At 69.1% G+C, this 25,904-nt stretch carries 22 protein-coding genes; 7 read left to right on the top strand and 15 right to left on the bottom strand.

Translation table 11 applies throughout. The features are described from left to right. The first annotated feature begins 153 nt into the window (after positions 1 to 153). Together speE and H8B22_RS06550 are read left to right on the top strand one after the other, a co-directional pair. Positions 154 to 1,005 (top strand): polyamine aminopropyltransferase, encoded by an 852-nt coding sequence (gene speE, locus H8B22_RS06545; protein WP_187713284.1) that lies wholly within the window; start codon positions 154 to 156, stop codon positions 1,003 to 1,005. Between the two features lie 126 nt (positions 1,006 to 1,131). Then, entirely contained in the window at positions 1,132 to 3,048 is a 1,917-nt protein-coding gene (locus H8B22_RS06550) for a tetratricopeptide repeat-containing diguanylate cyclase (RefSeq protein ID WP_187713285.1), read from the top strand. Between the two features lie 28 nt (positions 3,049 to 3,076). On the opposite strand, the gene H8B22_RS06555 is transcribed toward H8B22_RS06550, so the two are convergent. Further along, complete coding sequence (locus tag H8B22_RS06555; protein WP_187713286.1) at positions 3,077 to 3,415, bottom strand: P-II family nitrogen regulator; 339 nt, start codon at positions 3,413 to 3,415, stop codon at positions 3,077 to 3,079. Positions 3,416 to 3,611: 196 nt separating this feature from the next. Between H8B22_RS06555 and ubiK the strand changes: the two genes are divergently transcribed. Together ubiK and H8B22_RS06565 are read left to right on the top strand one after the other, a co-directional pair. Next, on the top strand, positions 3,612 to 3,878 hold the full coding sequence (ubiK, locus tag H8B22_RS06560; RefSeq protein WP_187713287.1) for a ubiquinone biosynthesis accessory factor UbiK: 267 nt from the start codon (positions 3,612 to 3,614) through the stop codon (positions 3,876 to 3,878). Between the two features lie 10 nt (positions 3,879 to 3,888). Then, positions 3,889 to 5,403, top strand: a complete 1,515-nt coding sequence (locus H8B22_RS06565) for a YifB family Mg chelatase-like AAA ATPase (protein ID WP_187713288.1) — start codon at positions 3,889 to 3,891, stop codon at positions 5,401 to 5,403. A 28-nt stretch (positions 5,404 to 5,431) separates the two neighbouring features. Here H8B22_RS06565 and H8B22_RS06570 read toward each other — a convergent pair whose 3' ends face one another. From H8B22_RS06570 to H8B22_RS06585, 4 genes are all read right to left on the bottom strand, one after another. Beyond that, complete coding sequence (locus tag H8B22_RS06570; RefSeq protein WP_187713289.1) at positions 5,432 to 5,905, bottom strand: hypothetical protein; 474 nt, start codon at positions 5,903 to 5,905, stop codon at positions 5,432 to 5,434. Positions 5,906 to 5,938: 33 nt separating this feature from the next. Beyond that, the gene (locus H8B22_RS06575; protein ID WP_187713290.1) at positions 5,939 to 6,436 is read right to left on the bottom strand and encodes a hypothetical protein; all 498 of its coding nucleotides are present in this window, start codon (positions 6,434 to 6,436) and stop codon (positions 5,939 to 5,941) included. A 144-nt stretch (positions 6,437 to 6,580) separates the two neighbouring features. Then, positions 6,581 to 6,973 (bottom strand): hypothetical protein, encoded by a 393-nt coding sequence (locus H8B22_RS06580; protein WP_187713291.1) that lies wholly within the window; start codon positions 6,971 to 6,973, stop codon positions 6,581 to 6,583. A gap of 171 nt (positions 6,974 to 7,144) precedes the next feature. Next, positions 7,145 to 8,338 (bottom strand): putative peptide maturation dehydrogenase, encoded by a 1,194-nt coding sequence (locus H8B22_RS06585; protein ID WP_187713292.1) that lies wholly within the window; start codon positions 8,336 to 8,338, stop codon positions 7,145 to 7,147. Positions 8,339 to 8,466: 128 nt separating this feature from the next. On the opposite strand from H8B22_RS06585, the gene H8B22_RS06590 reads away from it, so the two are divergent. Together H8B22_RS06590 and H8B22_RS06595 are read left to right on the top strand one after the other, a co-directional pair. Continuing rightward, entirely contained in the window at positions 8,467 to 8,859 is a 393-nt protein-coding gene (locus H8B22_RS06590) for an NHLP-related RiPP peptide (RefSeq protein ID WP_187713293.1), read from the top strand. 188 nt (positions 8,860 to 9,047) lie between these two features. Then, a complete protein-coding gene (locus tag H8B22_RS06595) occupies positions 9,048 to 9,368 on the top strand; it encodes an NHLP-related RiPP peptide (RefSeq protein ID WP_225876301.1) in 321 nt (106 codons plus the stop codon). Here the strand turns inward: H8B22_RS06595 and H8B22_RS06600 are convergent. The 4 genes from H8B22_RS06600 to aceB form a co-directional block, all read right to left on the bottom strand. Then, positions 9,320 to 11,968 (bottom strand): putative peptide modification system cyclase, encoded by a 2,649-nt coding sequence (locus H8B22_RS06600; protein WP_187713294.1) that lies wholly within the window; start codon positions 11,966 to 11,968, stop codon positions 9,320 to 9,322. The genes H8B22_RS06595 and H8B22_RS06600 overlap by 49 nt on opposite strands. Before the next feature lie 13 nt (positions 11,969 to 11,981). Next, the gene (locus H8B22_RS06605) at positions 11,982 to 12,992 is read right to left on the bottom strand and encodes a GGDEF domain-containing protein (RefSeq protein ID WP_407060844.1); all 1,011 of its coding nucleotides are present in this window, start codon (positions 12,990 to 12,992) and stop codon (positions 11,982 to 11,984) included. 387 nt (positions 12,993 to 13,379) lie between these two features. Further along, positions 13,380 to 14,672: an isocitrate lyase gene (gene aceA / locus H8B22_RS06610; protein WP_187713296.1), complete on the bottom strand. Its 1,293-nt coding sequence runs from the start codon at positions 14,670 to 14,672 to the stop codon at positions 13,380 to 13,382. Positions 14,673 to 14,732: 60 nt separating this feature from the next. Further along, positions 14,733 to 16,364, bottom strand: coding sequence for a malate synthase A (gene aceB, locus H8B22_RS06615; RefSeq protein ID WP_187713297.1), 1,632 nt, complete (start codon positions 16,362 to 16,364; stop codon positions 14,733 to 14,735). 120 nt (positions 16,365 to 16,484) lie between these two features. Here aceB and H8B22_RS06620 point away from each other — a divergent pair, with 120 nt between their 5' ends. Beyond that, entirely contained in the window at positions 16,485 to 17,453 is a 969-nt protein-coding gene (locus tag H8B22_RS06620) for a LysR family transcriptional regulator (protein ID WP_187713298.1), read from the top strand. 15 nt (positions 17,454 to 17,468) lie between these two features. Here H8B22_RS06620 and H8B22_RS06625 read toward each other — a convergent pair whose 3' ends face one another. The 6 genes from H8B22_RS06625 to H8B22_RS06650 are packed head-to-tail and all read right to left on the bottom strand — an operon-like array spanning position 17,469 to position 25,764. Then, on the bottom strand, positions 17,469 to 18,404 hold the full coding sequence (locus H8B22_RS06625; protein ID WP_187713299.1) for a hypothetical protein: 936 nt from the start codon (positions 18,402 to 18,404) through the stop codon (positions 17,469 to 17,471). An 11-nt stretch (positions 18,405 to 18,415) separates the two neighbouring features. Next, positions 18,416 to 20,770 carry an LTA synthase family protein gene (locus H8B22_RS06630; protein WP_187713300.1) on the bottom strand — a complete coding sequence of 785 codons (2,355 nt, stop codon included), beginning with the start codon at positions 20,768 to 20,770 and terminating at the stop codon, positions 18,416 to 18,418. Between the two features lie 31 nt (positions 20,771 to 20,801). After that, positions 20,802 to 22,118, bottom strand: a complete 1,317-nt coding sequence (locus H8B22_RS06635; protein ID WP_187713301.1) for a YaiO family outer membrane beta-barrel protein — start codon at positions 22,116 to 22,118, stop codon at positions 20,802 to 20,804. 32 nt (positions 22,119 to 22,150) lie between these two features. Next, entirely contained in the window at positions 22,151 to 23,665 is a 1,515-nt protein-coding gene (locus H8B22_RS06640) for a glycosyltransferase family 2 protein (protein WP_187713302.1), read from the bottom strand. Continuing rightward, positions 23,662 to 24,726 (bottom strand): HEAT repeat domain-containing protein, encoded by a 1,065-nt coding sequence (locus H8B22_RS06645; protein ID WP_187713303.1) that lies wholly within the window; start codon positions 24,724 to 24,726, stop codon positions 23,662 to 23,664. Before H8B22_RS06645 ends, H8B22_RS06640 begins: the two co-directional genes overlap by 4 nt. 42 nt (positions 24,727 to 24,768) lie before the next feature. Next, the gene (locus tag H8B22_RS06650; protein WP_187713304.1) at positions 24,769 to 25,764 is read right to left on the bottom strand and encodes a tetratricopeptide repeat protein; all 996 of its coding nucleotides are present in this window, start codon (positions 25,762 to 25,764) and stop codon (positions 24,769 to 24,771) included. Positions 25,765 to 25,904: the final 140 nt, after the last annotated feature.

The raw sequence follows: 25,904 nt of genomic DNA on the forward strand, positions 1-25,904 counted from the left end.
CAGGCGCGCATTGTAGGGCTTGGGGGCCGGTGGCGCCGTCGCCGCGCCCGCGCGCCGCGACCTACGGGCGAAGCCCGCCGGCGGCAAAGCGCCCGCCACCCCCATTCGCTACAATCCGCGCCCCCACGCAGCAGCGCCCCGAGGAGTATCCGGATGACCACCGACACCACCTGGCACTACGAGAACTTCGAGCGCGCCGGCTCGGCCATCGGCTACCGGATCACCAGGAAGCTGGACGAAGTGCAGTCGCCATTCCAGTTCATCGAGATCTACGAGTCGACCGACTGGGGCAACCTGATGCTCATCGACGGCGCGATGATGCTGACCACGCGCGACAACTTCCTCTACCACGAGATGATGTCGCACCCGGCGCTGTTCACCCACGCCAATCCGAAGAACGTCGTGATCATCGGCGGCGGCGACTGCGGCACCCTGCGCGAAGTGCTCAAGCACAAGGGCGTGGAAAAGGCCGTGCAGTGCGACATCGACGAGCAGGTCACGCGCATGGCCGAGAAGTGGTTCCCGGAGCTGTGTGATTCCAACAACGACCCGCGCGCCGAGCTGCTGTTCGACGACGGCATCGCCTACATGGCCAACTGCGCCCCGGGCAGCGTCGACATCGTCATCGTCGATTCGACCGATCCGGTCGGTCCGGCCGAGGGCCTGTTCAACAAGGCCTTCTACGAATCCTGCTTCAAGGCGTTGAAGGACGACGGCATCCTCGTGCAGCAGTCCGAGTCGCCGCTGGTGCTGCTCGACCTGATCAAGGAAATGCGCGGCGAGATGGGCAAGGCCGGCTTCACCACCTTCAAGACCCTGCCGTTCCCGCAGCCGTGCTACCCGACCGGCTGGTGGAGCGCGACCCTGGCCCGCAAGGCCGGCGGCTTCACGTTCCGCGAGGCCGATGCCCGCGCCAAGCTGTTCGACAGCAAGTACTACAGCGCCGACATCCACCAGGGTGCGCTGGTGGCGCCCCCGTTCGTGGCGGCCGCGCTGGGCGAGTAAGCGCCCTGACGGACGGCGCCGGAACCGCGCCGTGCGTCCCAAGCCCCCCGGCGGGCCTGTGTTACGGTGCCCTCCGGACGGCGCACGTGCCGTCTGCGCTCGATCCGGGGGGATGTCTTGCGCGCATTGGGGTTGTTTTTCCTGCCGGTCCTGCTGGGCTGGTGCGTCAGTGGCGACGCACCGGCGCAGGCGCTCGCGCCCGCCGCGCCGCCCGACCTGGCCAGTTTCGGCGCCACGCCCGATGCCGCGCAGTTCGACCGCCTGCTCGAACAGGTCGAGCGCGGCGATCTCACCGTGTCCAGCCCGCAGCAGGTGCGCGCGGTCATCGCCCGGCTGGACGCCCTGCGCCCCCGCGACGATGAGCGCCGCGCGCTGCGCCTGCGCGGCTTCCGCTGCGACTACGACGACCTCGGCCCACCCGCGGTCGGGCTCGCCTTCGCCCGCGCCGGCCTTGCCGATGCGCGGCGCTTGGGCGACATCGGTGGAGAGGTCCGCTTCGGCCTGTGCGAGGCCAACAACATCGACGGCACCGGCCAGACCTCGCAGTCCATCGCCAGCGTCGAAACCGCACTGGCACTGGCCCGCAAGCACAACGATCCGCGCCTGCTGGCCCAGGCCCTGACCCATCGCGGCAGCCTGCGCTCGCTGCTCGGCCAGCAGGCGGCCGCGCTCACCGACTTCCTGGAGGCGCAGCGCGTCCTCACCGCCGCCGGCCTGCGCAAGGAGGCCGAAGCCGGGCTGGGCGACATCGCCGCCGCGTACCGGCGCATGGGCGACCACGCCAAGGCACTGGAATACCTGCGCCAGAGCATGGCCTTTGCCGAACGCCAGGCCGACCCCGGCCTGCTGTCGGTCGCGCTGCTGCAGACCGCCTTCCTGCACGAGGACCAGGGCCGCCACGACGAAGCCCTGGGCGTGCTGCGCCGCGCGATCGAGGTCGCCGCGGGCCACGGCCTGGAATACGACGTCGCCGCCGCGCACCTGGCGATGGCCTCGGCGCTGGTGAAGAAGGGCGACTTCAGCGGCGCGGAGACCGCGTTGGCGACCGCCCGCATCGGCTTCGAGCGGCTCGGCGACCGCTCCAACGAGGCCATGCTGCAGCTGCTCGAAGGCATGGTCCTGGCCGGCCGCGGCGACGACACGCAGGCGCTGGCGCACTACGACCGCGCCGCGCGCGAATTCGACGCCGACCCGAACCTGCGCTACCAGGTCGACCTGTACGCCGCGCGTTCGCTCAGCCACGAGGCACTGGGCGACTACCGCGCCGCCATGGACGACCTCAAGCTGGAGCGCACCGGTCGCCGCCGCCTCAACGACGACGCCCGCACGCAGCAGTCGCTGCTGCTGCAGTACCAGTTCGACACCGCGCGCCGCGACCTCGAGAACGCACGCCTGCAGGCGGAACGGCGCAGCGAGCGGCAGAAACTCAAGGCGGTGGAACGCGCCTATCGCTGGCAGCTCGCCGCGCTGATCAGCACCGGCCTGCTGGTGCTGCTGCTGCTGGGCCTGTTCCTGCGCCAGCTGCGCAGCACCCGGCGCATCAACAAGCTCGCCCTCACCGACGCGCTCACCGGCGTCGCCAACCGCCGCCACGTCGAAGTCGCGGCGGAACAGGCCGTGGAACAGGCGCGCACGCTCGGCGAACCGCTGTCGGTGCTGACCTTCGACCTCGACTGGTTCAAGCGCATCAACGACGGCCACGGCCACGCCAGCGGCGACCAGGTGCTGGTGCGCGTGGCGCGCGCGTGCGAATCGGTGCTGCGCTCGAAGGACCTGCTCGGCCGGATGGGCGGCGAGGAATTCATCGTGCTGCTGCCGAACACCTCGTCCGACGCCGCGCTGCTGGTCGCCGAGCGCCTGCGCGACAGCGTGCACCGGCTCGACCTGTCCGACGTCGCCAGCGAACTCGCCGTCACCATCAGCCTGGGCCTGGCAATGCTGCGGCCGCAGGACGACGGCGTGCACGACGTGATCGACCGCGCCGACGCGGCGCTGTACCGCGCCAAGGAAGCGGGGCGCAACCGGGTGGCGGTGGAGGTCTGAGGCGCGACGATCCGCGCCGACCACGCTGTTACAGCGCGTCGCCGTCCATCTCGCCGGTGCGGATGCGCACCACGCGGTCGAGGTCCCAGACGAAGATCTTGCCGTCGCCGATCTTGCCGGTGCCCGCGGCTTTCATGATCGCCTCGACCACGGTCTCGGCTTGGTCGTCGGTGACCGCGACCTCGAGCTTGATCTTGGGCAGGAAGTCGACCACGTACTCGGCACCGCGATAGAGCTCGGTATGGCCCTTCTGCCGGCCGAAGCCCTTGACCTCGGTGGCGGTGATGCCGGCGACACCGGCTTCAGCCAGCGCCTCGCGCACATCGTCGAGCTTGAACGGCTTGATCACCGCCATGACCATCTTCATCACGTGTCTCCCTGGATCGCGCGGGCAGGATAAGCCGCGCCGCGATGCGGGGCGAGCGCCCTGCATGCCGGCGGCGCACCGGCGCCCGATACAATGGCCCGATTCGGATCTTTCCTACCCCAGGGCGCGGCAGTGCCCGAGTGCGCTGCCGCGACGCGCAGTCCAGGCTGATCCCATCGGCCCACGGAGCAAGCCCATGATCGACCTCAGCCATCTCGACGACCTCGCCCGCCGCCTCAGCGCGCTGGTGCCGCCCGGCCTGCGCGAGGGCCGCGAGGAGCTGCAGCAGAATTTCCGCGCCGTGCTGCAGTCGGGCCTGGCCCGGCTCGACCTGGTGACCCGCGAGGAGTTCGAAGTGCAGCGCGCGGTGCTGCTGCGCACGCGCGAGAAGCTCGAAGAGCTGCAGCGCACCGTCGCCGAGCTCGAGGCGCAGTCGGGCAGCGGCGCGCCGCCGCACCACTGAGGCCACCCCCGTGAACCTCGCACTCGTGCACAGCCGTGCGCGAACGGGCGTGCGTGCGCCCGCAGTCCGGGTGGAAGTGCACCTGTCGGGCGGATTGCCGCGCTTTTCCCTGGTCGGCCTGCCCGAAGCCGCGGTGCGCGAAGCCAAGGACCGCGTGCGCGCGGCGATCAGCTGCGCGCAGTACGAATTCCCGGCGCGCGTGATCACCGTGAACCTGGCGCCCGCCGACCTGCCCAAGGACGGCGGCCGCTTCGACCTGGCCATCGCCCTGGGCATCCTCGCCGCCAGTGGCCAGATCCCGCTGGAAGCGCTGGGCGAATACGAGTTCCTCGGCGAACTGGGCCTCACCGGCGAACTGCGCGCGGTCGACGGCGTGCTGCCGGCGGCGCTCGCCGCGGCGCAGGCCGGGCGCAAGCTGGTCGTGCCCACCGGCAATGGCGCCGAGGCGGCCCTGGCCGCGCAGGTGGAAGTGCGCACCGCGCGCACCCTGCTGGAAGTCTGCGCGATGCTCGCCGGGCGCAAGGCACTGCCGTGTGCCGAGGCCCTGCCGACCCAACGCACTGCCGGCCTGGACCTGGCCGATGTCCGCGGGCAGGCGCACGCGCGGCGCGCGCTGGAAATCGCCGCGGCCGGTGGCCACCACCTGCTGCTGATCGGGCCACCCGGCTGCGGCAAGACCCTGTTGGCCTCGCGACTGCCCGGTCTGTTACCGGAAGCGAGCGAAGCCGAAGCGCTGGAGAGCGCCGCGATCGCCTCGGTGAGCGGTCGCGGCCTGGATCCGTCGCGTTGGCGCGAGCGGCCGTTCCGCGCGCCGCACCACACCGCCAGCGCGGTCGCCCTGGTCGGTGGCGGCGGCGAACCGCGGCCCGGCGAGATCTCGCTGGCACACAACGGCGTGCTGTTCCTGGACGAACTCCCGGAATGGGATCGCCGCGCGCTGGAAGTGCTGCGCGAACCGCTGGAATCCGGTGTCGTCACCATCTCGCGCGCGGCACGGCAAAGCGAATTCCCTGCCCGCTTCCAACTGGTCGCCGCGATGAACCCGTGCCCCTGCGGCTGGGCCGGCGACAGCAGCGGGCGTTGTCGTTGCAATCCCGATGCGGTGCGGCGTTACCGCGCGCGCATCTCCGGGCCGTTGCTGGATCGGATCGACCTGCACGTCGAAGTGCCGCGCCTGCCGCCCGCGCAGCTGCGACCGCAAGCGGCAACCGGTGAAAGCAGCACGGACGTGCGGATGCGGGTGCTGCAGGCGCAGCAGTGCCAGCACCGGCGCGCCGGGCAGTTGAACGCGCGGCTCAGCCAAACCGACACCGCGAAGCACTGCCACCTGGGTGAGCGCGACCAGCTGCTGCTGGAACGCGCGGTCGATGCGCTGCAGCTGTCGGCCCGCTCCATGCACCGGATCCTGCGGGTCGCGCGCACCATCGCCGACCTCGATGGCGAGGCGGACATTCTCGGTCGGCATCTCACCGAGGCCATCGGTTACCGGCGCGCGGACCGGAACCGGGAAACCCAGGCGGCGTGATCATCGCCTGCGCACGCGGCAGACCTTGTCAGCCGCAGCCTGGCCCACCGCAGACCTTGCCTTTTTCAATGAAGTCGCGCGCACCCTCGCGCGCTTCACGCATCTCGGCTTCGGTGCCACAGCGGGTCTTCTTGACGGTCGTGCCACTCACCCGTTCGCGCCAGCACACGTCCCGCTTGTTGCCTGCTTCGCGCGTATTCACCACCAGCGCGTTGATCCGTTCCAACGCATTGTCGAGGCGCACCTTCTCGTCGATCGACAGCTCGTCCAGGCGGCTCTTGCCATCGACCAGGACGAATACCTCGGCCTGCGCCTTGCGCACCAATCCGTTCTGGCGTGGCGTGAGGCCCTCGATGCCGCCGTCGTCGAGGTCGGCCTTGATCTGCCTCTGCTGGTTCACGATCACCACCAGGCCATCTTCTTCGACGGCCACGGGCCCCTGCTGTGACCACGCGGCCCCTGCCAACAGCAAGCCTGCGGTCAACACGAATGCCTTGATCACCGGAACCTCCCCGCGAGTGTTGCCGCGATGCGCTTACTCACGAACCCGACCGCAGGTGATCGTCATCGACGGCCCCGGCGTTTGCCCGCATATCGTGGGCGAACCGTGCCAGTCCTTGCCGCCTTCGCGGACCTGCGCCCGCTCCCGGACCGTCGCGCAATGCGTCTGGAAGCGATGCGAACCCAGCGTCTTCTCGCGCCAGCACACCTGGCGGTCTTCGTCGTTCTGGGTGATCACGGCCTTGACCGTTTCCAGCGCATTGAGCAGCTCCGCCTTGTCCGCCGCGTTCAACTGGTCGAGCTCGGTGACGCCATCGAGCAGCTGGAAGATCCGGTCCTGCGCCCGGTGCATGCGTTCGAGTTCGTAGCGATCGAAACGGGCGTAGCGCCCGGTAGCGCGCTCCGATTCCTCGCGGATGTCCTGTTGCTGCTGTCGGATCAGGCCCAGCTTCCCGACGTTCGCCTGCGCCGTCGCGGCGGCGAGGACGACGACACTCAACGACAACGACAGTGCCAGGTTGCGAATGTTCATATGCCGCTCCTTGGAATCGGAAGGGCTTAGGACCATGGGGTCCGCAGGGCTGGCGCCCAACCAAGGACGTTACTCCCGCTTCTGCGGGCCACGCAACAAAAAGGGCGACCCAGCGGGTCGCCCTCCATTTTCCTGCAGTCGGTATCAGCGCCAGCCGTCGACGCTGCCCTCCAGCATGCGGCGGCGCGCCTCTTCCTTCGCCCTCAACTCGTCCGCGGCGGTGCGGCAGACACGGGTAACGCGGGTGCTGCCGATGGCCTTCTCGCGGCGGCAGATCATGCGGTCGCCGTCCTCATTGTTGATCGCGGCCTCGATCCACTCGAGCGTGTTGAATACTTCCAGGCGCTGGTATTCGCTCAGTTCATCCGCCGTCTGCTTGCCCTCCAGCATCTTCAGCACGCTGGCCTGCTTGGTCAGGATGCTGGTGCGCGTATTGGGCGACAAGGTGGCGTAGCGGCCACTGCGGGCCGTCACGCCTTCGTGGATTTCAGCTTGCTGGGTCCGGATGGCATTCAGATCGAGCACCTTGGTGGCCATCGCGACCGGGCACAACAAGGCCAGGACCAACGCCGCGGCCAGTGCGAGGAAAGACTTGGACATAGTTCTCAGCAGCTCGGTGGGGTGAACAGGGGACGCCGACCTTACCGCGGCCGTTGCAGCAGTGTCGACTGCCAAAAGCCATGAATTCACGTCACATCCGAAAGATTCCTACGCCCCGGCAGGCAGCCACACCGCCCCCGCCGGGTCCAGCTCCGCGGTGACCATGTGTTCACCCCGCCAGCCGAACCCGCACACCGCCAGCGCCCCCTGGTTCACGGGGTCCAGGCCCAGCGCGCGCTCCAGTTCCTTTTCGTTGATCGCGCCGGTGATGAATGCGCCCAGGCCGGCCTCGGTGGCGGACAGGTACAGGGTCTGCGACAGGTGGCCGGCTTCCAGCGCGACCACGCGATAGCCCTTGGCGTGCTGGCGGTACTTCCAGAAGGTGCGATCGAAGCGCGGCGCCAGCACCACCGCGACGTGCGCGTCGGCGAACCAATGCTGCTGCGCGACCATGTCCTGCAGGAAGCCGCGCAGGCCGCCGTCGCGCCAGTCACGGCCTGCCGGCACCGGCAGCGGCTCCAGCGCATGGTCGACGGCCTGGTAGTGGTACAGGCCCGGCGCCACGCCTTCGACGTGCTGCACGACCAGGTAGCACTCGATCGGGTGCAGGCCGCCGCCGGACGGCACGTTCTTCTTCAGGAACACGGTGTCCGCGCTGATCCGCACTTCGGCCTGGGCGGCGAACACGCGTTGCAGCAGCTGCGCGAACAGGTCGAACGGCAGCGCGCGGCCAGGATCGAAGTTGCGGCAGGTGGCGCGGCGCGCGAGCAGGCGGTCGAAATCGGTCGCCTCGATGCGCGGCAACTTCAACTGCGCCACGCCGTCGCCGCGATGCGCCGCTGCCGTCGGCGGCGCGCCGAGCACCTCGCGCATCTGCACCGCGGTTTCGGTGCCGCTGTCCTTCATGTTCTGCACCGCGTCCACGCCGCTCCAGCGGGTGAAGGCGTGCAGGGTCGCGGCCAGTGGATGCCAGTAGGTGGCACGCAAGGCTTCGTCGCGCGCGCGCTGCGCGGCGTGGCGCTTGCCGTCACCGATCAGCAGGCCTTCCTTGAGCAGGCGCTGCACGGCGCCGGGCGGATGCGCGGCGAGCGCCTTCGCATCGAGCCACTGGCTTGGGCCCAGCGCGCCGAGCAGTTCGCGTTCGTCGGCATCGAGTTCGACCTCCTCGCCCAAGTGCGGCGCGAGCGCGACCCAGCGGCGTTCGCGGCGCAGGCCGTCGCCGCCGTTCAACAGTTCCTGCAGGTCGAAACCGACCTCCTCGCGCGGTTCCACGTACACCACCGCGCAACGTCGAACCTTCATGCCGATTCCCCTTTCCGCCCGCCCATCCGGATGGCGCATTGTGCTTGCACTACCCCCCCCTCATGGAAGCAGGATGGGCGACCGGCGATGCGCCGGCCCGGCCATTCTCCATCCACGAGGAGATCCACATGCACACCGCAGTCCTGGATGCACCCAGCACCACCGCAAAGCCTGTCGCGAAGAAGCGCAGCGCGCCGCTAGATCCGCAGCTGGCGGATCGGCTGTTGGACCTGTTGAGCACAGACGACGCGTTCCGACAGCTGTTCCAGACCAGCCCACAAGCCGCACTTCGCAGCATTGGGTACCAGCCACAACTTCAATCTGATGACTCATTGCTTTCCGGCCTTGGACTGAGCCGCGCGCCAGAACCCTTCTCCCTATGCGAAATAGGCCATCTTGCTTCCAAACAGGCCATTCGCGATGCTCGAATTGCTCTCAAGGAAACGTTTGTGCAAGGGCTCGCCTATAACACTCCGACGCTGGATGCCGCGAACCTCACGACCCAGCCAAAGCGCAAGTGACCCCTAGTCGATAGTTGACGTATAAGGGGCCACGCTCATGACGGGAGCGCCTTTGGCGCTTCCGTTTTCCCTACATCACCAAAGTTCGGTGCACCGGCCCCTAGGCCGCAAGCGGCCGGGGCTGTTCCAGAAGCGGGACGCGGGCTAGATTGCCCCCTGACTGCGCCCATACCGGGCCAGACAGGGGGATGACCATGACCAGCGGGAAAAAGACGGGGAAGATGGATGCGAAGGTCGCCGAGAAGCTGCTTCAGCTGTTGAGCACCGACGATCGCTTCCGCAAGCAGTTCGTCGACGACCCGGCCAAGGCACTCGAGAAAGTCGGTCACAAGGACGAGGACGGACTCGAGCCGTTTGCTGCCTGCAGCCGAGTACAGAATCTGGCTTCAAAGGAAGTCATCGCCGGCGCGCACAACGAGTTGATGGATATGCTGACGGCGGGGCTGGCGCTGACTACGCCTCAGTTGGACGCTGGCGACAGCAACGATCCCCTGCGCACCCTCAAGTAATCCGGCAGCGATTGCGGCGGCCAAACGGCATCGAATCGCGCCAGTTGCCGGCGCGATTCGACTTCATGACCGGCCGATTTGAGCAGCTCTGCCGCGCGCAGCATGGAAAGGTTGCCCTCAACCACGTTGAGTGCCTGCTGGCACTGCGCGCACCCGAGTTCCATGTAAGCCAAGCCGCGATGCCGTTGCAACCAGAGTGATTGTTCCACCGCGCGTTGATTTTCGCCCGCGGCGGCGTAGGCGCGCATCAGGCTGACCCGGGTCTGATATTGCTCATGCCCGGTGAGTAGAGGCTCCAGCAATCGGATCGCCTCTTTGGGCTTGCCCGCGGTGCCGAGCATTTCGGCCCGCGCCACCTGCGTCAGCTCCGCCACTGTCGGCGCGCCCAGCAAGACCGGCTTGGCCTGCAACATTGCCAGCACACGCTCGGCGGGTTCCCGATCGCCCAGCCGCAGCGCGAAGATCGACGCCATCAGCCCCAGCGCGGCATCATCTGCGGCATTTGCGTCGATCGGCTGAGAAAGCGCATCAAGCGCTGCCGCCACGGTTGCGCGCGAGCCCTGCAGCGCCTTATCGGCGTCGCCCGCGGACCAGTCCGCCACCGCGGCCGGCAACCGGAATAGCCTTGCGGGGAAGCCCCCCTCCTCGCGACTCGCTAGCGTCATCGCTATAGCGGCCTGGGCCGTAGCTCCCTGCCACTGCCCCCGATCGAGACCGATGGACACGCGGTCGAAGTACGAATACAGATCGTCTTTGGCAGCCTTAGCCAGCATCTGGTCGGCACGCGCGAAGTTGCGCTGCGCGGCTTCCGTCGCGGCAGCCCTGCGCAAGCTGCTGCCAACACCACGCGCGAGCGCCGTCTCGAAGGCTGTGCCTGCGCCGCGGTAGTCGTCCAACCCCAATTTGACCCGACCGATGGTGTCGTAGCTCAGCGCCGCAAGTTCGTTGTATGGAGACGTACTGCGTTGTGCCAACAAGAGCGCATCGCGGAAGCGGTTTTGGGCCATCAAGTGCATCGACGCGTTGGCCTGGGCCGGCCAGTAGTCGGGGTACAGACTGGCGAGCTCCTTCCACTTCGTCAGCGCTTGTGCGGGCTCGAGCAAATCGGCCGCCCATGCATCGAGGTATAGCGCTTCACGCGGAGCCAAGTGGTCGCGCAATGCCTGCGCCTTCCCGAGCGGATCCAGCGCGGCCTCGGCATTGACCGCCGACGCCTGCGCCCGCGTCTGTCCGAGCCAGGCAAGCGCGAATTGCGGATCCAAGGCAGTCGCCTGGCGGTAGAACCCCAAAGCTTCCTTGAACTGCACCTGCGCATAGGCCTTCTGACCGAGCGCATACGCACGCAGAGCATCCAGATTCTTCGTTGCGACCTGTGGCAAAGGCACCGAATCCTTCTCGATCGACGCCAGCGCTTCGCCCAGTTTTTCGCGCAGCGCCGCGGTCACCTCGTCGATGGATTCCAGTGTCGATGCGGCGCCATCGCCGTCCGCGGATTGCGAATACACCGTGGTCTGCGTACGCGGATCGATCACCTCCGCGCTGACGCGCACGCGGCCGCCGACTTCGGCCACGGTCGGCAGGATCACCGCGCGGGCGCCGTCGCGCAGGGCAATTTCCGAGGCGACGGCGCGATCGAGGACGGTGCCTTCGGGGCGCTGCATGCGCTGCAGGGTGTCGCGCGCCTTGAGGTCGCTGAGCACGTTGACGTAGCGCGACTGTTCCAGGCTGATGCGGAAGGCCTGTTCCAGCGAATCGTCGAGCGCGCCCTGGCCGGTGAGGTTGCGCAGGTCGCCGACCACCACCCAGTCGCGCTGGTTGAAGGCGATGGCGGGTTCGGGGGCGGCGAGGAACCACACGCCGAGCGCGCCGCCGACGAGCAGCGCCACTTCCGCGGCGAGCGCGGCGGGACGGCGCCACAGCGGGATGTCGCGCCAGGCCTTGGGCGTGTTCGGCGGCACGCGCAGCGGCGCGATGCCGGGCTCGCCGACTTCGAACACCTGCTGCGGCTCGGGCACGCCCTTGAAGCGCCAGCGGCCCCACGACTTCCACGCCAGGTGCTGGCCGCGTTCGCCCAGTTCGCGCGCGGCGCGGTGGGCGAGCGGTTCGGCGACGGCGGACAGCAGGATCTGGCCGGGGCGCGCCATCGCCATCAGGCGTGCGGCGATCGGCTTGGCGAGGCCTTCGACTTCCAGCGGCTTGGCGCCGATGCGCACGGCTTCGTCGCTGTTGCGCCAGGTGAGTACTTCGCCCACGTGCAGGCCGGCGCGCGCGCGCAGCAGCAGGCCGCGTTCCTCGCCCAGCGCCGCCAGGCCGCGCACGTAGTCCAGGGCGAAGCCGAGGCCGTCGATGGGGCGTTCGAACAGCAACAGCAGGCCGTCGGAGCGGTCGATCAGGCGGCCGTGCCATTGCTGCTGCAGCTGCAGGACCAGGCGGTCGTGGGCGCGGAACAATTCGCTCGCCGGGGTGTCGCCGAGGCGTTCGACCAGCGTGGTGGAATCGACCAGGTCGGTCAGCAGCAGGGTGCGCAGTTGCGGCGCGTTCGCGGCCGGGCGCGGTGCCGGCTCGGGCGTGGGATCGAAAGTCTGCACCGCGGTATCCATGCGCTTGATTCCTTCAGGCCGCGGCGAAGGCGTCGTCCTGCCACTCGACGCGGTTGCCGCCCATGCGCTTGGCACGATACAGCGCGGTGTCGGCCTGCGCGTACCAGTCGTTCCAGTCGCGGGCGTCGTCGACCAGGCACGCGCCGATGCTGACTGAACAGGCCAGCGGCACTTCGCCGGGTTCGGCGTGGCGCGGCACCTGCATCAGGCCGCGCGTGGTGGTGACGATGAAGTCGGCGAAGCCCAGCACCGCGTCGCGGCTGTCGGCGCTGACCAGCAGGCAGAACTCGTCGCCGCCCAGGCGGCAGGCGATGTCGCCGTCGCTGGCGACGGAACGCAGGATGCTGGCGACACTCTGCAGCACGCGGTCGCCGATGAGGTGGCCGTGGTCGTCGTTGACCTGCTTGAAGCGGTCGCAGTCGACCAGCACCAGGCCCAGGCCCTTGAGCGAACCGGTGCGGCGGCGCTCGGCCAGGTGCTGGGCGAGGCCGCGGCGGTTGTGCAGACCGGTGAGTTCGTCGGTGCGGATCAGCTCTTCGGTCTGGTTGAGCTGGTGCGCGGTCGCGCGCAGCGAGTCCAGGGCGGTCTGCAGGTCCTGGTTGCGGCGGCGCAGGCGGCGGATGAGGCTCTGTTCGTTGAGCACCACGCGCATGATCGCGCGGCGCAGGAAGTGCGAGACGCGCTCCGGATCGTCATCGACCAGGCGCTGGAATTCCTCATGGCGCAGTTCGATCAGCTCGCCGTCGCTGGCGGCGATCGCATCGGCGCTGCGCGCGTGGTCGCCGATCAGCAGGCCGAGTTCGCCGAAGAATTCGTACGGCCCCAGGCGCTTGGACACCAGGTCGTCGCCGAAGTCGAGGTCGATCGCGCCGCTGGCGATCACGTACATGGTGGTGCCCAGGTCACCGCGGCGGAACAGGGTCTCGCCGGCATAGCAGCGGCGCGGACGGCCGACGGCGGCGAACAGGGCGTATTCGGCAGAGGTCAGCGCCGCGGCTACCACGTCGGGCGCCACCGTGGGCATTCCGCTCTGCTGCAACGACTCCGTCGCGATCCTGCGCTTCATCCACACACATCCCGGCCCCTGGGGAAGGGCTTGAGAGTAACACCCGATCCTTATGACTACGTGGCCCGGCGCGGTCGGCGGCCAACGGGGTTTGGGGCTGGGTGCGGACAGATGCGAGTGGCGCGTCGCCCGCCTGCGGCGGTGATCCCTCGCCCCGCTTGCGGGGTGAAGGCGGGCGCTTGTGCGCCACTGGCGCACGCCCGACTGAACGCCCTTGCGCCATGCGCAAGGGCCGGGGGCAGAGCGAGGGAACAACGACGCAGGGTGAGGGGACGTAAAGCAACAGCAAAAGCGCCCCTCATCGCCCTGCGGGCGCTTCTCCCCGCTTGCGGGGAGAAGAGAACATCAGGCTGCCTTCTGCTCGTGGAACTGCTCTTCCTCGGTCGAGCCCTTCAGCGCGGTGGTCGAGGACTGGCCGTTCTGGATCACCTGGGTCACCGCATCGAAGTAGCCGGTGCCGACTTCGCGCTGGTGCTTGACCGCGGTGAAGCCGCGCTCGGCGGCGGCGAATTCGGCTTCCTGCAGCTCGACGAACGCGCTCATCTGCCGGCGGGCGTAGCCGTGGGCGAGGTTGAACATGCCGTAGTTGAGCGAGTGGAAGCCGGCCAGGGTGATGAACTGGAACTTGTAGCCGTACTTGGCGATTTCCTTCTGGAACTTCGCGATCGTGGCGTCGTCGAGGTTCTTCTTCCAGTTGAAGCTCGGCGAGCAGTTGTAGGCCAGCAGCTTGCCCGGGTACTTGGCGTGGATCGCTTCGGCGAACTTGCGCGCGAACTCCAGGTCCGGCTTGCCGGTCTCGCACCACACCAGGTCGGCGTACGGCGCGTAGGCGAGGCCGCGCGAGATCGCCTGGTCGAGGCCGTTGTGGGTCTTGTAGAAGCCTTCGACGGTGCGTTCGCCGGTGGTGAACGGCGCATCGTTGGGATCGACGTCGGAGGTCAACAGGTCGGCGGCTTCGGCATCGGTGCGCGCGACGATCAGCGTCGGCACGCCCATCACGTCGGCGGCGAGGCGCGCGGCGACCAGCTTCTCGATCGCTTCGCGCGTGGGCACCAGCACCTTGCCGCCCATGTGGCCGCACTTCTTCACCGAGGCGAGCTGGTCCTCGAAGTGCACGCCGGCGGCGCCCGCTTCGATCATGCCCTTCATCAGTTCGAACGCGTTGAGCACGCCGCCGAAGCCGGCTTCGGCGTCGGCCACGATCGGCTGCAGGAAGTCGATGTCCCCGCCGCCTTCGGCGCACTGGATCTGGTCGGCGCGCAGCAGGGTGTTGTTGATGCGGCGCACGACCTGCGGCACCGAGTTGGCCGGGTACAGCGACTGGTCGGGGTACATCTCGCCGGCGATGTTGGCGTCGGCCGCGACCTGCCAGCCGGAGAGGTAGATCGCCTTGAGGCCGGCCTTGACCTGCTGCATCGCCTGGTTGCCGGTGAGCGCGCCGAGCGCGTTGACGAAGTCCTCGCGGTGCAGCGAGTTCCACAGCTTTTCCGCACCCAGGCGCGCGATCGAATGCTCGACCGGCACGGTGCCGCGCAGGCGCACCACGTCTTCGGCGCTGTACGGGCGGGTGATCCCGGCCCAGCGCGGGTTGGTCTGCCAGTCGTGGCGCAGCTGGTCGGCGGAGGCTTGCTTGTTCATGGCGGTATCCCTCGGTGGTTCTTTGGCGTGAGCGCGGTGGAGGAGGAGTGCGTGGCGTGATCAGTCGAGTCGCGCGTACGCGGGCAGGGTCAGGAACTCTTCGAGCGTGTCGGCGTGGGTGAGGCGGTCGAGCATGCCGATCGCTTCGTTGATGCGGCTGCCGCCGGGCAGCTTGCTGCGGTCGCCGAGCTTCGTCGGCAGGTTGATCAGGGCGCGTTCGAACAGGGCGAGGTCGACTTCGCTGCCGTCGTCCAGGTGCAAGCCATCAGTGTGCAGCCACTGCCACAGCTGGGTACGCGCGATCTCGGCGGTCGCGGCGTCTTCCATCAGCCAGTGGATCGGCACGCAGCCGTTGCCGTCGAGCCATGCGGCGAGGTAGCGCACGCACACCTCGACGTTGCCCTCGTAGCCGGCGCGGGTGATCGAGCCGATGCTCGGCTTGATGAGGTCGTCGCGGGTGACGATCACTTCCTCGCGGCGCACATCGTGCTGGTTCGCGCCCGGCATGCGCTCGTCGAAGATCTGCTTCGCCAGCGGGATCAGCGCCGGATGCGCGACCCAGGTGCCGTCATGGCCGGCGGTGACTTCGCGCAGCTTGTCGGCGCGGACCTTGGCGAGCGCGACCTCGTTGGCCGCTTCGTCGTTGCTGATCGGAATCTGCGCGGCCATGCCGCCCATCGCGTGCGCGCCGCGCTTGTGACAGGTCTGGATCAGCAGTTCCGAATAGGCGCGCAGGAACGGCTGCGTCATCGTCACCTGGCCGCGCTCGGGCAGCACCTTGTCGCGGTGGCGGCGGAAGGTCTTGATGTAGGAGAAGACGTAGTCCCAGCGCCCGCAGTTGAGGCCGGCAATGCGGCTGCGCAGCGCGTGCAGGATCTCGTCCATCTCGAACACCGCCGGCAGCGTCTCGATCAGCACGGTGACCTTGAGCTGGCCGCCGGGCAGCTGCAGCTCCGCTTCGACGTGGTCGAGCACGTCGTTCCACAGCTGCGCCTCTTCCATCGACTGCAACTTGGGCAGGTAGAAGTACGGGCCGCGGTCCTTGGTCGCGAGCGCGCGGGCGTTGTGGAAGGCGAACAGGCCGAGGTCGAACAGCGAGGCAGACATGACTTCGCCATCGACGAGGACGTGCTTCTCGTCGAGGTGCCAGCCGCGCGGGCGCACCAGCAGCACGGCCTGCTCGGCGTACGGCTTCAACGCGTAGTGTTTGCCGGGCGCGCCGTTCGAGGCCGGCGCGGTGTATTCGAGCGTGCCGGCGATGGCCTCGCGCAGCGCCCGCTGGCCGGCGAGCAGGTTGCCCCAGGTCGGCGCGGTCGAATCCTCGAAGTCGGCCATGTAACAGCTGGCGCCCGAGTTCAGCGCGTTGATGACCATCTTCGGGTCGGTCGGGCCGGTGATCTCGACGCGACGGTCCTGCAGGGCGGCCGGCAGCGGGGCCACCCGCCAGGCGCCGGCGCGGATCGCGGCGGTGTCGGCGCGGAAGTCGGGCAGGCCGCCGGCGTCGAAGAACGCCTGGCGTTCGCGGCGGGCGGCGAGACGGGCGCGGCGGCGGGCCTCGAAGCGGCGGTGCAGCCCGGCCAGGAAGGCCAGTGCCGGCGGGGTCAGCAAGGCCCCGGCTTCGGGGTGCGCCGCGCGCAGCTCGACGCCGCCTGCCTCGGACCCGAAATCCCGCGTTTCCAACACTGCCGACATGCCATCGCTCCTCTTGTGTCCCAAGTAACGGGTGAGGCACGACCATGCGGTCACGTGTGGTATAAGGCAATCAAGTTTTTTTAATACATTACATTTGTTTCATTAATATCTGACGAAACCATGTCAGCCAAGCCGCCGCCCGCGCCCAGATTTGCCTACAAGGGCGACCGCCTGAAGCCGCTGCGCGCGTTCTGCCAGACCGCCCGGCTGGGCTCGATCTCCCGCGCCGCCGAGGCCCTGTTCCTCAGCCAGCCGGCGGTGACCCTGCAGCTGCAGGCGCTGGAACGCGACCTGGGCGCGCGCCTGCTGGAGCGCAGCGGCCGCCGCATCACCCTGACCCGCGAGGGCGAGGCGCTGTACGAACTGGCCCGCCCCCTGGTCGAAGGCCTGGACGGGCTGGATGCCGTCTTCCGCGACCGCGTGCGCGGCCTGGACGCCGGCGAACTGCACGTCGCCGCCGGCAGCTCGACCATCCTCTACCTGCTGCCGGCAATCGTGGAGGCCTTCAAGGCCCGGCACCCGGAGATCCGCCTGAGCCTGCACAACGTCACCGGCGCCGGCGGCCTGGAGCTGCTGCGCTCGGACGCGGTCGACCTCGCGGTGGGCTCGATGCTCGACGTGCCCGCCGACCTCGACTATGCGCCGGTGTACCGCTTCGAGCCGATGCTGATCACCCCGCGCGACCATCCGCTCGCGACCAAATCCGACCTGACCCTGCAGGACCTCTCGCCGTACGGCCTGATCCTGCCGCCGCAGCGCCTGACCACCTACCGCCTGGTCGACCTGGTGTTCCAGCAGAACCGCGTGCCCTACACCGTGGCGCTGGAAGTCGGCGGCTGGGAGGTGATCAAGCAGTACGTGGCGATGGGCCTGGGCATCAGCATCGTCACCGCGATCTGCCTCACCGATGCCGATCGCGAACGCCTCGCCGCGCGCTCGCTGGCCAAGTACTTCCCCTCGCGCAGCTACGGCGTCGTGGTGCGCAAGGGCAAGTTCCTGTCGCCGCAGGCGCGCGCGTTCACCGGGCTGATCAAGCCGGCGCTGTTCGAGCGCGGCGGTTACGACGAGACGGGGCAGTCGGAGCGCTGAGGCCCGCGCGGCGCGTCAGCGCGGGCGCTGCGCGTCGATCCACTCGCGATAGCTGCGGTAGTGGTGCAGCGCGAAACCGGCGAACGCCTTCGACTGCGCGTACGCCGCTTCGGTCGCCGCCATCTCGCGGCGCAGGTCGGCTTCGCTGCGGTGGTGGAAGGTGACCTTCTTCGGCTCGCTCGGGCCGAGCTCGAGCCCGATCACCACGGTCTTGCCGATCCGTTGCGCGTAATCCATCTCTTTCGCGGCGTGCGCGACGATGCCGTCGCGGCCGTCGGCGTGGTCGCGGTAGTCCATCAGCGCGAGGTAGTCGTAGCAGTCGGCCAGGTGTTCGCTCGCCGGCTTGGTGGTACCGCGCCAGCGCACCGGGATGCCGTCGAACCAGAACGGCGTGGCCAGCCCGATCGCCAGCGTCTGCCCGGAGTCGCGCTTCATCCGCATCCATTGCGCGCTCACCTCGATCAGGTCGCGCAGCAGGTCCTCGCGGCTGGCGTCGTTCCACTGGTCCAGCAGGTGCGGCTCGATGTCGAGGTTGACGCCGTCGAAGCGCGCCGCTTCCGGCGCCGCCGCGTTGTAGTCGAGCACGCGTTGCAGCATCGCCGTCGCGTCGCGGCGACGTTCCGGCAGGATGTAGCGCTCGGTGTTGAGGTAGGCCGAACCGAGCAGCGCGTAGACCTTGAAGCCGCGTGCGTGCGCGGTGGCGATGAAGTCGCGGTAGCGCTGCGGCTGCTGGGCGATCAGGTTGCGGCCGTCGTAGGCGTCGGCATAGAGGTAGAACGTGTCGACGTGCTGGTCGCGCAGGAAGGCGAAGGCGGCGTCGGCGGCCGCGCGCGATTCGAGCAGCGCGTAGCTGTCGCGCTCCCAGGTCCACACCGCGCGCGAGGTCGCCGTGGCCCACGCCGGCATGGCCAGCAGGCACAGCAGCACGCACATCCGCAGCAGCGTACGCATCATCGCCTCCGTTACGGTCGCGCCAGCGTACCGCCGCCCGGCGCGCAGCAGCGGATCTTGATCGGCACCCGATAGACGCCCTCGCCCACGCGGCGCCCGGTGTCCGGATGCGAGGGCATCACCGCGATGACATAGCGGCCCGGCGCGATGCCGGCGAGCGGCACCTGGAAGCGCGCGCGCGCCGACGCACGCGGTGCCAGCTGCACGGCGGCGGCGTAGCTTTCGCGCACTTCGTTGCCCGCCTCGTCGCCGAGCACCAGCAGCGGCACGAACGGCCCGGCGATGCGGTCGGTGGCGTTGGTGAAACTGACGGCGACCTCCACGCTGGCGGCGTCGACACCCGCGGGCGCAACGACGTCGTGCGCGTACAGGCTGCGGCGCTGCGGCGCCGCTTCAACCGGCATCGGCGCCGCGGGCTCGGCATAGGCCGCCAGTCGCGGCGCGGCGCCTTCGGGCGACAGCTGCAGGGTGTGCGCGAACAACGCATTGGCGCGGCGGTAGCGCGCGAAGCGTTCGGCCACCTGCGCCTGCACGGCCGCATCGTCGGTCGCGACCAGGCGCAGGTTGTCCTCCAGCCGGTACAGCTGGTCGTGGCTGATGAACCACGGCCCGGCGACGAAGTCGCTCAGCGTGGTCTTCTCGTGCTTGAGCGGGATCTCGCCGCGGCTGTCGAACGCGGCCGCGGTATCGAGTCCGCGCCCGGTCCACGCCACCTGCGCCGGCCGCTGCAGGCCGTGCTGGTGGGCGAGGAAGGCCAGCAGCGACGGGGTGATGTCCAGGTGCGAGGACACCGCGCGGATGCGCTGCGGCCGCTTCAGCCGCGGCGAGAACACGATCAGCGGCACGTGGTAGCGCTCGATCTTGCTGTCCATCGGCAGTTCCGGCAGGCGATGGTCGCCGGTGACCACGAACACGGTGTTGGCGTAGCCCGGATCGCGCTGCGCGGCGTCGAAATAGCGGCGCAACGCGTCGTCGGTGAACAGGATGGTCGAATAGATGTCGGCGAATTCGCGATAGCCGGCCTTGTCCTGCGCGGACACGCCGAGTTCGTCCAGGCGTTGCTCGAAACGGCGCTTCCACGCGTCCTGCCCGGCGAAGCGGTAGGAGGTGTGCATCGAGACCGTCTGGATCACGGTCACGGTCGGCTGCGGCCCGCCCACGGCGCCGTCGGCGAGCACGCGCGCGACCAGTTCGCTGTCGTCGTAACCCCAGCTGCTGTACGGGTTGCGGCGGTAGCCGGCACCGAAGCTGGTGAGGTCGACGACCTTCTGCACGCCCTGCCTGTGCAGGAACGCGCGCTCGTTGTCGAAGGCGAGGTCGGTGCCGGCGTAGAAGCGCGTCGCATAGCCCTGCCGCGCCAGCACGTTGAACAGGCCCGCGTGCGCGGGCATGCGCTCGCCCAGCGCGGCGAAGCCCTTGTCGGCGAAGGGCAGCGACCCGAACACCGACGGCAGCACGCCGAACGTGCGCCCCTGGTTGGCGAGGAAGTTGCTCCAGTACAGGCTGCGGCCGCCGAGTTCGTCGAGGAACGGGGTGAAGCTGCCGCGCAGTGTGTCCGGCCCGGAGAATGAACGTCCCAGGCCCTCGACGATGATGAAGACCAGGTGCGGCGGCGTCGCGGTGCTCGTGAAGTGCGGACCGAGGCTGTCGGGCGTCTGCTCGCGGTGCAGGAAGGGGAATTCGGGATCGCCCGCCGTGCCGGGCGTCGCCGCCACCGCATCACTCGCCGGCAGCGGCAGTTCGGCGTCGTCGCGCCAGTAGCGCAGGCTGTCGCCGGCGAAGAACGCCAGCTTGTTGCGCACCAGGTTGCGTGCATCCTCGCTGGCGGCCACGGCGGTCGCCGAGGGCAGCGGGCACCACCACAACGCCACGCCGATCAGCAGGACGGCCGTGGCCGGGCCATGGCGCCAGCGCGGCGCACGGCGCGCGCAGAGGTAGAGGACCAGGCACAGCGTCGCGATCGGCAACAGCCAGCCGGCGACGGCGCCCGCACCGAGGCGCGCACCGCCGGCGACGGTGGTGGCGATCTCCTGCCACGAGTAGCCGAACAGGTCGGCGCCCAGCGGCACGCGCGTGGTGGCGAAGTACTGCTCGAGCGCGATCTGCACCGCCAGCCACGCCGACCACAGCACGGCCAGGCCGATGCCGCGCGCGCGCGCCGAGCGCAGCCACAGCACCGGCAGCGAGAGCAGGCACAGCAGCGGCAGGCTGCGCACGAACACCAGCAGGTCTTCGGCCACCGCCGCGGCGGCGGTGAGGAGCGCGGCCGGGAGCGGTTGCACTGGCCACGCGCCCCACAGCGCGCACAGGCGCAGCACCAGCACGCCCGCGAGCAGCGCGGGCGCGAGTGAGAGGAACCGCGGCACGGGCCGGTCGCTGTCGCGACCGGCGCCGGTGTCACCAGCGCGCGTAGAGCGAGGCGGAGACACTGCGCTCATCGAAGCCGTCCACGTCGTTGGCGAAGTCGGCGCCGAGCTTGAAGCCCAACTGCGGCGCGAAGAACTTCACGTAGGTCACGCCGTAGGAGGAATGGCTGTCGCCGACCACGCGATCGAAGCCACCGGTGTCGCGTTCGTGGCTGCGGCCGTGGCTGACGCTGGCTTCGAAGTAGTCGTCGGCATTGCCCGCGTAGTACCAGCGCAGCTGGCCGCGGTGGCTGAGGCTGCCCGACCCCACGCCCGGCACGTGCAGCACGCGGTAGCGCGCGTAGAAATCGCCGAAGTAGCGGCCGACGCCGACGCCGTACATGTCGGTGTCGGAACCGTCGAATTCGAGGTGGTCGTAACTGCCCGACAGCTCCCAGCCGCTGCCCACGCCCTGGAACAGCTCCACGCGCCAGGCGTTGCCCGGGTACAGGTCGCCGCTGGGGCCGCGCTGGTAGCGCACGTTGGCGTACGCGCGCTCCCACAGCGACGCGTAGCCGTCCAGCGCCCACGCCGTGTCGTGCTGGTCGAAGCGGCGCGCCTGCAGCATCTCCAGTGCGAGCGAGCCACGGGTGAACTTGCGCCGCAGCGCGACTTCGTACTCGTTCCAGTCGTCGCGCGAGGACGGATCGAAGCTGGTGTGGGTGCCGCCCACGCGCAGCGCCCACAGGTAACCGGCCGGCAGCACGGCGTCGGGTTCGACGATGCGCGGCTGCAGCGAGGCGAGGTAATCGTCGACCTGTGCGGCATCGGCGCCGCGTGCACGCGCCGCTTCGAAATCGATGCGCGCCGCATCGCGATCGCCGGCGGCGCGGTGGGCGCGGCCGAGCGCGATCGCGGCGGCCGGATCGTCCGGGCGCAGCTCGCTCCAGCGCGCGTAGGCGCCGGCCGCCTGCTGCGGACGGTCGCTCCACAGGTACATGTCGCCGAGTGCCGACCACGCGTCGGCGTAATCGGGCTTGGCCGCGGTCACCGCGACGAGGTCGGCTTCGGCCTCCGGCCAGCGCTCCATCCACGCCTGCGTGCGGCCGCGCGCGAGGCGCACGTCGCTGTTGTCCGGCGAGGCCTGCAGCATCGCCGTGTACAGGGTGACGGCTTCCTGGCGACGGCCGCCGGTGGCGAGTTCATGCGCGCGCGCGAACTGCTGCTCGTAGCTCTCCGCCGCGGTCGCCTCCTGCGCGCGCACCTGCGGCGCCAGGGCAAGGGCGCAAGCGAGTGCGAGGGTCTGGGCGGTGAGGGGGGCGAAGCCGCGGCGCATGCTGCTCTCCATGGTGTGCGTGTTGGAATCCATTGCGTCTTGGGTCGGATGAGTACGGCAGTCGATCAGTGCTGGCGGGGCGGCCACTGGCCGCCGGAGATGCCGGCGACCTGCGGTGCCGGCACGGCGTCGTCGGGAGAGCCTTCCTGCTGCCATGTCGCGTTGCGGTGAACGCGGCCCCACTTCGAGCGGCCACGCAGTTGCAGCAGCCAGCGCGCGAGGCCCATCAGGCGCCACACCGAGGTCAGCTGGCGGTAGCCGAAATTCTCGAAGATCGCGACCAGGAACAGCTTGAACTGCTGGCCCGGGCGCGGGTACATGTGGAACGACAGTTCCTCCAGCACCAGCGCGTTGGTCGAGAGCAGCACGCCCAGGCCCACCGAGGCGAACAGGAACACGAAGAACGCCTCGGGCGACAGCACGCCGGCGAGGCCGAGCAGGATCATCGAAACGTAACCCACCACTTCGATGACCGGGCCGACGCATTCGAAGAACAGCATGAACGGATAGGCGATCCAGCCCACCGCGCCGGCGTTGCGGCGGAACATCAGGCGCCAGTTGGGCAGCAGGCTCTCGGCCAGGCCCTGTTGCCAGCGCATGCGCTGGCGGCGCAGCGAACCCAGGTCCTCCGGCGCCTCGGTCCAGCAGATCGGGTCGGGCACGAAGGTGATGCGGTAGTCGCGCTTCTCCTTGCGCAGCTGGTTGTGCAGGCGCACGACCAGCTCCATGTCCTCGCCCACCGTGTCGCCGTGGTAGCCGCCGGCGGCGATGACCCGCTCCTTGTAGAACACGCCGAACGCACCGGAGATGATCAGCAGCGCGTTCATCGGCGACCAGCCCAGGCGCCCGAACAGGAACGCGCGCAGGTATTCCACCGTCTGCACCAGCGGCAGGATCTTCTTCGGCAGGTCGACGTTGGTGAGGAAGCCGTCCTTGACCTGACAACCGTTGACCACGCGGATCACGCCGCCCGCGGCGACAGTGGTGGAGTCCTCGAGGAACGGCTGCACCACGCGCGCCAGGCTGTCCTGCTGCAGGATGCAGTCGGCATCGACCACGCAGAACAGCGGGTAACGCGCGCAGTTGATGCCGGCGTTGAGCGCATCGGCCTTGCCGCCGTTGACCTTGTCCACCAGGCGCACGTTCGGGTACGTCGGCGAGGCGTAGACCCTGTGCACGTCCTGGGTCCTGATGCGCTTGCGGTAGGCCTCGGGGAATTCGACCAGGGCGAACGCCTTGATCACCTCGGCCAGGGTGCCGTCGGTGGAACCGTCGTTGACCACGACGATCTCGAAGTTCGGATAGCCCAGGCGCAGCAGCGAACGCACCGAGGACACGATCGTGCGCTCCTCGTTGTACGCCGGCACGATGATGCTCACCGGCGGCTGGTAGGCGCGGAAGTTGTTCCACATGAACTTCGTGCCGTGCTCGTGCATGTGCCGCACGATGCCGAACATCGAGATGTAGTTCAGCGCCAGGTATGTCAGGTTGATGACGATGAAGTAGGCGAAGAACACCCACTGCAGCCATTCCAGCGCGTCGACCATGCCGGGCGACAACGTCATGAGCGGAGTACTCATTGGTCCACTCCCATGTGGCGTTCCGCGATCACCTGGTCGAGCACGTCGCAGGCGAAGCGGTCGGTCTGCGCAGCGCGCACGCGCTGCATGTCTTCGGCCTCGATGCCGGGCAGGCGGCTGAGCGCCTGCGCGGCGCGGTAGCGCACCCACCACTGGGTATCGGCCAGCAGCGGCAGCAGCCGCTGTTCGTCTTCGCGCACGCCCAGCCGGCCCAGCGCCGAGGCCGCGTGCATGCGCACGTGCCAGCGTTCGTGGCCGAGCAGCGAACGGATCAGGTCGAGGTCGGTCTCGTCACCCATCACCTGCAGGCAGGTCGAGATCAGGTGGTCGTCCGGGTGCGAGGCGAGCACGTTGCGGATCACCGGCGCGGCGGCGGCGGGGCTGACGTCGGCCAGGAAGCGGACCAGGCGCGGCGCCACGTCGGCATTGGCGCGCAACGCGACCTCGCCGAGCTCCTTCGACACCAGCGACGGGCTGGCGTCGTGCAGGATCTGCGCGACGCCACCCTGCGGCCAGTCGTTGCGCTCGACGATGTGCGGCACCAGCATGGTCACCGCGCGCGCCGGATCGATGTGCATCAGCGCGCGCGCCGCGCTCAGCGAGATGATGGTGCTGCGGTCGTCGAGGTAGCGGGCAAGCTTGTCGAACTGGTTGCGGCTGCGCAGGTAGCCCAGGGCGACGATCGACATCACCCGGTTGTGGAAGTTGCCGTGGTCGATGGCCACGCTCAGGTGCTGCTCGAGGCCGATTTCCTGGGCGACGCGCTGCAGGCCGGCGTCGTCGTGGCTGCCGAGCGATTGGTGCACGTGGTTCCAGGCGTCGACGAAGCCCGGCAGGTCGCTGCGCGGCAGCGACGGCGGCGAGGTCGCCATGCCCTGCGCGGAATCCAGCAGGATCTGGTGCCACTGCGTCGCCGCGCGGATGCGGTTGCGCTCGCGGCGCGTCACCACCTGGCGCATCACCAGGATCACCAGCAGCATCAGCAACGCCATCGCGATCACGACGACGCCCAGCCAGAAGGCGAAGACGACGCGCGGGTTGGCGGAAATCAGGAAGTCCACGACAGCACCTTCTTTTTCTTCAAATACGGCAATGACGGTTGGTCAGGTCGACGCCGGCGCGGTGGCGGCGTTCACGGCGGGCGCGGGGCGCAGGCGTTCGAGCATCGCCTGTGTTTCCGCGTTGCCCGGGTTCAACGCGGCGGCGCGCTCGAACAGCACGCGCGCCTCGTCGCGGCGGTCCTGGCGGTAACGCACGTGGCCCATGCCCTCGAGCGCGGAGACGTCGTCGGCCTTGGCGCTGAGCAGCTGGGTGAACGCGAGCTCGGCTTCGTCGAGGCGGTTTTCGGCCAGGCTGCTGTAGGCCAGTCCGCTCAGCGAATCGAGGTCGGCCGGATAGCGGTCCAACACCTGGCGGAAACGCGCGCGCGCTTCGGGGATGCGGCGCAGGCGGTAGTAGTTCCACGCTTCCAGGCGCGCCGCGCGCAGGCCCTTGTCCTCGATCTTCGCCAGCGCCGCCAGGCTGCGCTGGTAGTCCTGCGCGTCGAACGCGCTCTGCGCGACGTGCTCGTTGTCGAGGTCGGCCGCGCTCGCGACGGCATTGCTGCCGGCGTAGTTGCCGGTGCGCACGTGCTGGGCGAGGTAGCCCTGCACGTTGCGGGCGCGGTGCAGGCCCAGGTAGCAGTGGATGTAGGCGATGCCGTCGGCGTTGAGCGCCGCGTCGGCGGCGGCCTTGGAGTTCCTGGCGTAGTTGTCGCCGAACTTCTGCCCGAGGATGCTGCCCATCGGGAAGTTCTGCACCGTCATGCCGTGGCGCGCGGCGCGCTCGCGCTCCTGCTCCAGCAGCACCTTCTCGTAGGGCACGTTGGGTTCGAGCAGGCTGATGATGGTGGTGACGCCGCGCTGCTTGAGTGCGACGAAGTCGGCTTCGACCGGATACGGCCCCAGCAGCACGTCCTGCACCGGGCTGGCGGTGCGCTCCGCGCGCCACGGCTGCACGAAGATGCTGGCCGGGTGCAGCAGCACCCACACGCCGAGCGCACCCAGCAGCGCGCACAAAACGATCCCGATGGCGAGCACTCGCCGGCTGGGCCTGTACATGCATTTCCCCTGTGGCCGCGACGCGAGTCGTCCGCGCGGCGTGGTTGCCCCCTTACGGTCGTCGGAGCCGGGCTGGCGCCCGGGCTCCGGCTTCCGCCCCCTGAGAATTCCGCGGCGCAGGCCGGCGTTCCGGCTGCGCG

This window comes from Lysobacter terrestris, assembly GCF_014489475.1.
GTDB classification, from domain to species: Bacteria; Pseudomonadota; Gammaproteobacteria; order Xanthomonadales; family Xanthomonadaceae; genus Agrilutibacter; species Agrilutibacter terrestris.

Excerpts from the sequence above, each read along its gene's own strand:
- speE (WP_187713284.1), top strand. The coding sequence starts at position 154 with ATGACCACCGACACCACCTGGCACTACGAGAACTTCGAGCGCGCCGGC.
- H8B22_RS06555 (WP_187713286.1), bottom strand. The coding sequence starts at position 3,415 with ATGAAGATGGTCATGGCGGTGATCAAGCCGTTCAAGCTCGACGATGTG.
- ubiK (WP_187713287.1), top strand. The coding sequence starts at position 3,612 with ATGATCGACCTCAGCCATCTCGACGACCTCGCCCGCCGCCTCAGCGCG.
- H8B22_RS06575 (WP_187713290.1), bottom strand. The coding sequence starts at position 6,436 with ATGAACATTCGCAACCTGGCACTGTCGTTGTCGTTGAGTGTCGTCGTC.
- H8B22_RS06580 (WP_187713291.1), bottom strand. The coding sequence starts at position 6,973 with ATGGCCACCAAGGTGCTCGATCTGAATGCCATCCGGACCCAGCAAGCT.
- H8B22_RS06585 (WP_187713292.1), bottom strand. The coding sequence starts at position 8,338 with ATGAAGGTTCGACGTTGCGCGGTGGTGTACGTGGAACCGCGCGAGGAG.
- H8B22_RS06590 (WP_187713293.1), top strand. The coding sequence starts at position 8,467 with ATGCACACCGCAGTCCTGGATGCACCCAGCACCACCGCAAAGCCTGTC.
- H8B22_RS06595 (WP_225876301.1), top strand. The coding sequence starts at position 9,048 with ATGACCATGACCAGCGGGAAAAAGACGGGGAAGATGGATGCGAAGGTC.
- H8B22_RS06600 (WP_187713294.1), bottom strand. The coding sequence starts at position 11,968 with ATGGATACCGCGGTGCAGACTTTCGATCCCACGCCCGAGCCGGCACCG.
- H8B22_RS06605 (WP_407060844.1), bottom strand. The coding sequence starts at position 12,992 with ATGCCCACGGTGGCGCCCGACGTGGTAGCCGCGGCGCTGACCTCTGCC.
- aceA (WP_187713296.1), bottom strand. The coding sequence starts at position 14,672 with ATGAACAAGCAAGCCTCCGCCGACCAGCTGCGCCACGACTGGCAGACC.
- aceB (WP_187713297.1), bottom strand. The coding sequence starts at position 16,364 with ATGTCGGCAGTGTTGGAAACGCGGGATTTCGGGTCCGAGGCAGGCGGC.
- H8B22_RS06620 (WP_187713298.1), top strand. The coding sequence starts at position 16,485 with ATGTCAGCCAAGCCGCCGCCCGCGCCCAGATTTGCCTACAAGGGCGAC.
- H8B22_RS06625 (WP_187713299.1), bottom strand. The coding sequence starts at position 18,404 with ATGCGTACGCTGCTGCGGATGTGCGTGCTGCTGTGCCTGCTGGCCATG.
- H8B22_RS06635 (WP_187713301.1), bottom strand. The coding sequence starts at position 22,118 with ATGGATTCCAACACGCACACCATGGAGAGCAGCATGCGCCGCGGCTTC.
- H8B22_RS06640 (WP_187713302.1), bottom strand. The coding sequence starts at position 23,665 with ATGAGTACTCCGCTCATGACGTTGTCGCCCGGCATGGTCGACGCGCTG.
- H8B22_RS06650 (WP_187713304.1), bottom strand. The coding sequence starts at position 25,764 with ATGTACAGGCCCAGCCGGCGAGTGCTCGCCATCGGGATCGTTTTGTGC.